Annotated in this window: 4 protein-coding genes; all 4 read right to left on the reverse strand. The window is 49.5% G+C overall.

Features of this window, described 5'->3' with window-relative positions; genetic code table 11:
- Positions 1-199 precede the first annotated feature (199 nt).
- The 4 genes from F9K33_16525 to F9K33_16540 all read right to left on the reverse strand — a co-directional run bounded on the left by F9K33_16525 (position 200) and on the right by F9K33_16540 (position 1,869).
- Positions 200-835, reverse strand: coding sequence for a DUF4145 domain-containing protein (locus F9K33_16525; protein KAB2877332.1), 636 nt, complete (start codon positions 833-835; stop codon positions 200-202).
- A gap of 101 nt (positions 836-936) precedes the next feature.
- Entirely contained in the window at positions 937-1,341 is a 405-nt protein-coding gene (locus F9K33_16530) for a hypothetical protein (protein KAB2877333.1), read from the reverse strand.
- Positions 1,342-1,477: 136 nt separating this feature from the next.
- Positions 1,478-1,681: a hypothetical protein gene (locus F9K33_16535; GenBank protein ID KAB2877334.1), complete on the reverse strand. Its 204-nt coding sequence runs from the start codon at positions 1,679-1,681 to the stop codon at positions 1,478-1,480.
- Entirely contained in the window at positions 1,678-1,869 is a 192-nt protein-coding gene (locus F9K33_16540) for a hypothetical protein (protein KAB2877335.1), read from the reverse strand. The genes F9K33_16535 and F9K33_16540 overlap by 4 nt, the downstream gene beginning before the upstream one ends.
- Positions 1,870-2,038 lie beyond the last annotated feature (169 nt).

Here is a 2,038-nt window from a genome sequence, read left to right on the forward strand (position 1 = left end):
TGGGGAGTCATCGCCGATTGGTTTGCGACATTCTTTTGAAAGGCCTCTGGCGTGACGAATTGCTTTGGCTTACCCGAGAAAATTCCGAAAAGTCCCATGAGGTTTCCTTAGGATGAATACGCCCAACGTCTGAATTCACCGGCCTGCGCGGCTTTTTGCGCAGGTCCGGTGGAATGAGAAGTTAGAACTCGGGAGAGGGTCACTGCTTGCCATCTCGTTTTGCAATTGCCTCAATAGCACCCTGTGGAAGTTGGGAGTAAAGGGCCTGTATTTCCTTGGGCCTTGTAATTCGATCTTCGACAATGAAATTGATCATTCGAAAAAGCTGATGCGCAATTTCTGGGGTGTCATTGATATCCAACTCTCCCGGATGAACTGCATTATTTCCAACTACTCGACAAACATCGAGCGCTTGTTGTACGAGTGGGGGCAGCCCCTTGGCTACCAACGACTTGATGTCGTCGTTGATGTTCTTTCCTTCTTCCCCAAGGTGGGGAGTGAGCTTTTGAAGGCATAGACGAAGTAGTGCGACCGCACCTCTTGGTGATCGGCTAACAATATCTCTCGCCTCTTCATAGTCAGAAAGACAAGCCTCTGGCAAATCGTGATGTGGTGGCTCAACAGGGCTATCTGTCGGAACAACCATGCGGCCATCAAACCAGAAGCTTCGCTTTTTGCAATGAGAGCAATAGGCGGACATGAATGGAGAGTTAATGAAGTGGGAGTTTGGAACAAGCACCTTTAACTCGTTCCAATGCTGTGCTGCGTAAACGCCGCACAGCGGGCAATGGAAATGTTCTTTCTGAAATTCAGGAGGGTAGTAGCGAGGTTTCATCTGGGAGTTCTAACGATGAAAGTAACCGGACGCCGCGCAGGGCGGACAGAGGCAACCTAAAGGCGGGTGTTCGGCGGTCCGGTTGACTGGAGTGTTAGGTATCACTTTGGCACCTTTGTGATGAACCCATCAGCTTCCATTAGTTGTTTAGATCGGACAGGATCCTGTTGCTCGATTGGCATAGATAAATAGTAAGGCAACTTCTGGGGCTTAGACATGAGAACGATATATCCGTGGGCTGCGACATCACGAATAACTTGGCGGGTTTGTTCAGGCAGCCCCTTTGGTGCGCCACCTGAATATTGCCTACTCACAGCGGCAATAAAGTCAGCGACGGTGTGCTTACCATCGGCGCTGAGGAATACTAGTTGAGGCCACTCATCAACTGTCGTCATTTGGGGGCGCCCACGTTCGTGTAACACGACCTGTTCCTTTAGCATCGAGTAGGTGACAGTGCGAATGAAATATTTTGAGTCGATCTCCTCTGCTGCGTTAGTTGTGCTCATGAATAACGTTCCTAATAGTAAAGAGGTGAGTGTGCGCCAAGGGCTCATGTGATACCTAACGTTGTAGATCACCGGACTGCGCGGCATTTTGTGCAGGTCCGGTGAATTGAAGTGTTAGCCGTGAGAGCATTACTGGTTACCGGCGCTTTCCTGACTCAAATGACCCCGGCAATATTGGCGAGCCACCGCCGTGCTTTTTGCCTTTTCTTATCGGCATCCGTGATGCTCTCTTTGCCATGATTTCATTGGCTAATTCCCGGCCCCATTGCCGGACTAATTTGTCATATTTCTTCTGGATTCCCAATTTCGGTTCCTGCGAAGGAATGGTTATATCGATCAAGGTAACGGTGTTATTGAGATTATTTCTATCCCGCCAGCCCCAGATTTGTGAAATTTAATTGAATCTTTTAGGGCGGGTTCAATTACGTAGCTATCTGTATTCGTGGGCACGGACTGGCTTTCAACTTCGAAATCAGAGTCAAATGCCTTTTCGTCAGTTCTACAGCGGTATGAAACCTGATATTTCATTGTGACCTCTACTCTGTGGAGATATTCATTAAAGATACGGCTAACGATGAAAGTAACCGGACGCCGCGCGAGGCGGCCAGAGGCAACCTAAAGGCGGGTGTTCGGCGGTCCGGTTGACTGGATGGTTAGCCGGGGGCATGAGGTAAGCCGTCACTTGGCACGGCTAGAG

The sequence above is a fragment of the bacterium genome (assembly GCA_008933615.1).
GTDB lineage: Bacteria > CLD3 > CLD3 > SB21 > SB21 > SB21.

Coding starts and splice junctions, on each gene's coding strand:
- F9K33_16540 (KAB2877335.1), bottom strand. CDS start 1,869: ATGAAATATCAGGTTTCATACCGCTGTAGAACTGACGAAAAGGCATTT.
- F9K33_16530 (KAB2877333.1), bottom strand. CDS start 1,341: ATGAGCACAACTAACGCAGCAGAGGAGATCGACTCAAAATATTTCATT.
- F9K33_16525 (KAB2877332.1), bottom strand. CDS start 835: ATGAAACCTCGCTACTACCCTCCTGAATTTCAGAAAGAACATTTCCAT.